Source organism: Actinosynnema sp. NPDC059797, assembly GCF_042732085.1.
Taxonomy (GTDB): Bacteria; Actinomycetota; Actinomycetes; order Mycobacteriales; family Pseudonocardiaceae; genus Actinosynnema.
In genome coordinates this window covers 1-5,649 of the sequence record NZ_JBHWIE010000421.1, presented here as the reverse complement: position 1 = coordinate 5,649, position 5,649 = coordinate 1, and the positions used below count along the sequence as shown (strand labels likewise).

Below are 5,649 nucleotides of genomic sequence, written 5' to 3'. Positions count from 1 at the left end.
GGTGCCGGCCGGGCGGGGGTCGGGTGATCAGCCGCGGGCGGCCTGGTCCAGCCGGGCCCGGACCGCCGCGCGGGCCCGGTCGTAGGCGTGCGGGTCGTCGTGCAGGACGGACCGGGCGTTGGCCAGCTCCAGGAACGCGATCAGCTCGAACGCCAGCTGGTCCGGGTCGGACACCCCGGGCACCGCCGCGGCGGTGTCCCGGACCAGCTCGTGCCACCGGGCGCCCAGTTCGGCGACCTGGTCGCGCACCCGGCCGGGCCGCGCGTCGAACTCGGCCTGCACCGCGTAGAAGAAGCAGCCGCCGGGGAAGGTGCGCCCCTCCGAGTACGCCAGCCAGCCGTCCAGCAGCAGCTCCAGGCGCCCCGGACCGGGCGGCACGGCCAGCGCCGGTTCCACGACCTGCCGGACGAAGATCGCCGCGGCCGCGCGCACGGTGGACAGCTGGAGCTCCTCCTTCGAGCCGAAGTGCGCGAACACGCCGCTCTTGCTGACCTCCAGCTCGGTCGCCAGCCGCCCGATCGACAGGCCCTCCAGGCCCTCGACCGACGCGATCTCCGCGGCGCGCCGCAGGATCTGCCGCCGCGTCTGCTCGCCGCGCTCCACCCGTCCGTCGACCTTCACGGTCCTCACGCTAACCCCTTGATCCCCGGCAAACTAACTGTACGATCGTTCGTACAACTTGAAGGGGGAACCGATGGACCTGCTGGAGCTGAACCGCTCGGCGCTCGACCTGAACCTGGAGCTGTGGGCGGAGGTGGGCGAGGACCGCCTCGACCTGGACACGCCGTGCGGCGGCTGGACCGTCTACGAGCTGATGCGCCACCAGGTGGAGGCGACGCTGTCCTTCACCGCCGCCGCGCTGGGGACCGGGCCGATCGAGCCCGCGAGCGACGACATGCTCACCGCCTACCGGGTGGCCGCCGACGCGGCGACGGAGGCGTTCCGCGCGGACGGCTTCCTCGACCGCACCGCCACGTTCCCGGGCTACGGCCCGCGCCGGGGCAAGGACCTGGTGGCCGCGCACTTCGTGGACAACCTGGTGCACGCCTGGGACCTGCGCCGCGCCCTGGGCGCCGACGCCACCCTCGACCCCGCCATGGCCGACGCCGCCTACCGCATGGCCCTGCGCTACCCCGACACGCCGGACGTCCGGGGCCCCGGCGCCGCGTTCGCCCACCCCGTCCCGGTCGCCGAGGACGCCCCCATCACCGACCGCCTGGTCGCCCTCCTGGGCCGCTCCCCCACCTGGCCCGCCTAACCCCGCGAGTCATGCGCTCAGACCTCGCGAGTCATGCGCTCGAACCCGGCGAGTCATGCACTCAGACCCGGCGAGTTCGACGTTCGCACCACGCGGCGATGGCGTGCCGGGGCTGCGAATGTCGAACTCGGGGGTGCTGAACGCATGACACGCGAGGGTTGAGCGTACGACTCGCGTGAATGGGGGGAGGCAGGGGGCGCCCTTCTGGGGGGAGGGCGCCCCCTGCCGCGTCAGGGGTTGAGGATCTCGGTCACCGAGGACGGGCCGATCAGGGGGACGTCGGGGGTGACGCCGTCCTCCTCCACCAGCACCGGTTCGACCTCGTGCGGGCGGATGGCGCCCGACCGGATGTCCTCCGCCCAGTGGCACGCCACCTTGTGCCCCGGCAGCACCTCGCGCAGCGCGGGCCGCTCGGTGTCGCACCGGGTCTCCTGCCGCCACGGGCACCGGGTGTGGAACCGGCAGCCGGACGGCGGGTTGGCGGGCGACGGCAGGTCGCCGGTCAGCAGGATCCGCTCGCGGCGGTCCTCCACCAGCGGGTCCGGCACGGGGATCGCCGACAGCAGGGCCTTGGTGTACGGGTGCAGCGGCTCGGCGTAGAGGGCGTCCGAGGTCGCCTCCTCCACCAGCCCGCCCAGGTACATCACGCCGACCCGGTCGGAGATGTGCCGCACCACGGCGAGGTCGTGCGCGATCACCAGGTAGGTGAGGCCGAACTCGTCCTGCAGCTCCTCCAGCAGGTTGACCACCTGCGCCTGCACCGACACGTCCAGCGCGGACACCGGCTCGTCGGCGATGATCAGGTCCGGCTCCACGGCCAGCGCCCGCGCGATGCCGATGCGCTGCCGCTGGCCGCCCGAGAACTCGTGCGGGTACTTGCGCAGCGACGTGACGGGCAGGCCGACCGCCGACAGCAGCGAGCGCAGCCGCTTGCCGGTCGCCTCGCGCCCCTTGTCCAGCCCGTGCGCCCGCAGGCCCTCGACCAGGATCGACTCCACGGACTGCCGCGGGTCCAGCGACGACATCGGGTCCTGGAACACCATCTGCATCCGCCGCCGCATCTGCCGCAGCGACTCGCCCTTGAGCCCGACGAGGTCCGTGCCGTCGAACACGACGCGGCCGGCGGTGGGCTCGACCAGGCGCAGCATGCCGCGCCCGAGGGTCGACTTGCCGCAGCCCGACTCGCCGACGAGCCCGTAGGTCTCGCCGCGCCGGATGTTCAGGTCCACCCCGTCGACGGCGTAGACGTGGCCGACCGTGCGGTCCACCACGAAGCCGCGCTTGATCGGGAAGTGGACCTTCAGGCCCTCGACCGACACCAGCGACCCGCCCGCGGCCTGGTCTCCGGTGGCGGTCGGTTCGACGGCCGCGGTCATGCGGGCACCTCCTGTGCGGCGGGCGTCCCGGGCAGCACCGGGTTGTGGCAGCGCAGCGCCCGCAGGTCGGCCCGCTCCAGCGCCGGGGTGACCTCGCGGCACACCGGCAGCGCGTTCGGGCAGCGCGGCGCGAAGGCGCACCCGTGGTCCCACGGGATGTTGTCGGAGACCGAGCCCTTGATGGGGGTCAGCTTCTCGCCGCGCGGGGCGTCGAGGCGGGGGATGGACGCGAGCAGGCCGTGGGTGTACGGGTGCCGCGGCTCGGCGAACAGCGGGTGCCGCTCGGCCTCCTCCACGACGCGGCCGCCGTACAGCACGTTGACCTCGTCGCACAGGCCCGCGACCACGCCCAGGTCGTGCGTGATCATGATCAGCGCCGTGCCGGTGTCCTGGACCAGCTCCTTGAGCAGGGCCAGGATCTGCGCCTGGATCGTCACGTCCAGCGCGGTGGTCGGCTCGTCGGCGATGAGCAGCCGGGGCCGGCACGCCAGCGCGATGGCGATCAGCGCGCGCTGCCGCATGCCGCCGGAGAGCTGGTGCGGGTACTCGCTCAGCCGCCGCCGGGGGTCGGGGATGCCGACCTTGTCCAGCAGGTCCGCCGCCTCCACCATCGCCTGCTTGCGCGGCATGTTCCGGTGCCGCTCCAGGACCTCGGTCACCTGCAACCCGATCGGGATCACCGGGTTCAGCGACGACAGCGGGTCCTGGAACACCATGCCCAGGTCGCGGCCGCGGCGGTCCCGCATCTCCCGGTTGCTCAGCTTGAGCAGGTCCGTGCCCTCGAACTTCACCGAGCCGGTGACCTTGTTGCCGCGCGAGGGCAGCAGGCCCATGATCGCCAACGACGTCACGGACTTGCCGCAGCCGGACTCGCCGACCAGGCCGACGGTCTGCCCGGGGTCCACGTCGAAGGAGACGCCGTCGACGGCGCTGAACGGTTCGGCGCCCCGGCGCTGGAACACCACGCGCAGGTCACGCACTTCGAGCATCGCCACCGCGGTTCACCTCCTGTTCTTCGGGTCGAGGGCTTCGCGCAGCGACTCGCCGAGCAGCGTGAACCCGAGCGCCACGATGATGATCGCGATGGCCGGGTAGAACGCCAGCTCGGGTCGGACGTCGATCCAGCGCTGCGAGTTGCCCAGCATCAGGCCCCACTCCGCGCGGTCCGGGTCGGGGTCGCCGAGCCCGAGGAACGACAGCGACGCGGCCTCGATGATGGCGGTCGCCAGGGTCAGCGTGGCCTGCACGATGACCGGGCCGAGCGAGTTCGGCAGCATGTGCCGGAACACGATCGTCTTGCGCTTCACGCCCAGCGCGGTCGCCGCCAGGACGTGGTCGCTGTGCCGCTGGGCCAGCATCGCGCCGCGCAGCAGCCGGGCGAAGATCGGCACCGTGGTCACGGCCACCGCGACGATCACCGTGGTCTGGCTGCCCCGGCTGGCCAGCGCGGCGATCGAGATCGCCAGCAGCAGGCTCGGGATCGACAGCATGATGTCGGTGAACCGCATCAGCAGGCTGTCCACCCAACCGCCGAACGCGCCCGCCGCGCCGCCGATCAGCATGCCGAGCACGAGGCCGATCAGCGTCGCGCCCACGCCCACGATCAGCGACTGCTGCGCGCCGACCAGCAGCCGGCTGAAGAAGTCGCGGCCCAGCTCGTCGCTGCCGAGCAGGAAGCCGGGCATGGGGCCCGCGATGAAGTCGGCGCGCAGGACGTCGACCAGCTCGGGGTACCGGCGGTAGGGGTCCTTGGGCGCGATGAAGGGCGCGACGATCGAGAGCACCACGAACAGCCCCACGATGCTCGCGCCGATGATGGCGACGGGGCTGCGGGCCATGCGCTTGAGCGCGTCGGCGGCGAGGCTGGTGCCCGCGGACTCGGCCAGTTCGTCGACTCGCCGCTTCTTCCGGTTCAGCAGTGTCGTCATGACGTCCGCACCCTCGGGTCGATGATCGCGTAGGAGATGTCGACCAGCAGGTTCACCAGGACGTACACCACCGCCGCCATCAGCAGCAGCGCCTGGAGGCGCGGGTAGTCGCGGCGTTCGATGCCCTGGGCGAGCAGCGACCCGAGACCGCCCCACACGAACACCCGCTCGGTGAGGACGGCGCCGCCGAGCAGCAGGCCGGTCTGGAGGCCGATCGTCGTGGACACGGGCAGCATCGCGTTGCGCAGCACGTGCCTGCGCCGCACGATCGGCGCCTGGAGGCCCTTGGCGTTGGCGGTGCGGACGAAGTCCTCGTTGAGCACGTCGAGCACGGACGCCCGGGTGATCCGCACGATGACCGCGAGCGGGATCGCGCCCAGGGCCATCGCCGGCAGCACCAGGTGCCACAGCGCGTCGGCCGAGGCGTCCCACTCCTGGGTGAGGATGCCGTCGAGCACGGCGAAGTTCGTCACGTGCGTCGCCTCGATCGTGACGTCCTGCCTGCCCGAGGGCGGGAACAGCGCGAGGTCCTGCGCGAACACCTGCTTGAGCAGGATGCCGAGGAAGAACACCGGGACGGCGACGCCGACGAGCGTGCCGATCACGGCGGCGTTGTCGAGGAAGCGCCCGCGGTAGCTCGCGGCCAGGTAGCCCAGCGGGATGCCCACCACCACGGCGAACAGCAGCGCCGCGATGGACAGTTCGATGGTCGCGGGTAGCGCCCGGCCGATCTCGGCCAACACCGGCTCACCGCTGATCAGCGAGCTGCCGAAGTCCCCCGTGAGCGTGCGCCCGAGGAACTTGAAGTACTGGATGAACACGGGCTGGTCGAGCCCGAGCACCTTGTTGAGCGCCTCGATCTTCTCCGGGGTCGCCTTGTCGCCGAGCAGCGCGCCGGCGGGGCCGCCGGGCAGCGAGCGCAGCCAGATGAAGACCAGCAGGGAGAGGACCAGCAGCGTGGGGATCGCCTGGAGCAGGCGACGGACTATGAATCGCAGCATGATGGAAACCCCTTGGACAGCAGTGGTGGGGGCGGGGGGGCGGGGGGCCCCCCCCCGCCACGAGGGGGGAAACGCCCGTGACACCC

6 protein-coding genes are annotated in these 5,649 nt (G+C 72.3%); 1 reads left to right on the top strand and 5 read right to left on the bottom strand.

The features are described 5' to 3' along the window. Positions 1–27: 27 nt before the first annotated feature. The gene (locus tag ACFV4N_RS38870; protein ID WP_499677686.1) at positions 28–621 is read right to left on the bottom strand and encodes a TetR/AcrR family transcriptional regulator; all 594 of its coding nucleotides are present in this window, start codon (positions 619–621) and stop codon (positions 28–30) included. A 73-nt stretch (positions 622–694) separates the two neighbouring features. On the opposite strand from ACFV4N_RS38870, the gene ACFV4N_RS38865 reads away from it, so the two are divergent. Further along, positions 695–1,258: a TIGR03086 family metal-binding protein gene (locus ACFV4N_RS38865; RefSeq protein ID WP_499677685.1), complete on the top strand. Its 564-nt coding sequence runs from the start codon at positions 695–697 to the stop codon at positions 1,256–1,258. A 230-nt stretch (positions 1,259–1,488) separates the two neighbouring features. Here the strand turns inward: ACFV4N_RS38865 and ACFV4N_RS38860 are convergent, their stop codons facing one another. Genes ACFV4N_RS38860 through ACFV4N_RS38845 form a run of 4 tightly spaced genes read right to left on the bottom strand, consistent with a single transcriptional unit; the run spans position 1,489 to position 5,563 of the window. Next, a complete protein-coding gene (locus ACFV4N_RS38860; protein ID WP_499677684.1) occupies positions 1,489–2,634 on the bottom strand; it encodes an ABC transporter ATP-binding protein in 1,146 nt (381 codons plus the stop codon). After that, a complete protein-coding gene (locus tag ACFV4N_RS38855; protein ID WP_499677683.1) occupies positions 2,631–3,629 on the bottom strand; it encodes an ABC transporter ATP-binding protein in 999 nt (332 codons plus the stop codon). The genes ACFV4N_RS38860 and ACFV4N_RS38855 overlap by 4 nt, the downstream gene beginning before the upstream one ends. Before the next feature lie 6 nt (positions 3,630–3,635). Then, positions 3,636–4,562, bottom strand: a complete 927-nt coding sequence (locus tag ACFV4N_RS38850) for an ABC transporter permease (protein ID WP_499677682.1) — start codon at positions 4,560–4,562, stop codon at positions 3,636–3,638. After that, positions 4,559–5,563 (bottom strand): ABC transporter permease, encoded by a 1,005-nt coding sequence (locus ACFV4N_RS38845; protein ID WP_499677681.1) that lies wholly within the window; start codon positions 5,561–5,563, stop codon positions 4,559–4,561. Before ACFV4N_RS38845 ends, ACFV4N_RS38850 begins: the two co-directional genes overlap by 4 nt. Between the last annotated feature and the right edge of the window lie 86 nt (positions 5,564–5,649).

Coding starts and splice junctions, on each gene's coding strand:
- ACFV4N_RS38860 (WP_499677684.1), bottom strand. CDS start 2,634: ATGACCGCGGCCGTCGAACCGACCGCCACCGGAGACCAGGCCGCGGGC.
- ACFV4N_RS38845 (WP_499677681.1), bottom strand. CDS start 5,563: ATGCTGCGATTCATAGTCCGTCGCCTGCTCCAGGCGATCCCCACGCTG.
- ACFV4N_RS38850 (WP_499677682.1), bottom strand. CDS start 4,562: ATGACGACACTGCTGAACCGGAAGAAGCGGCGAGTCGACGAACTGGCC.
- ACFV4N_RS38865 (WP_499677685.1), top strand. CDS start 695: ATGGACCTGCTGGAGCTGAACCGCTCGGCGCTCGACCTGAACCTGGAG.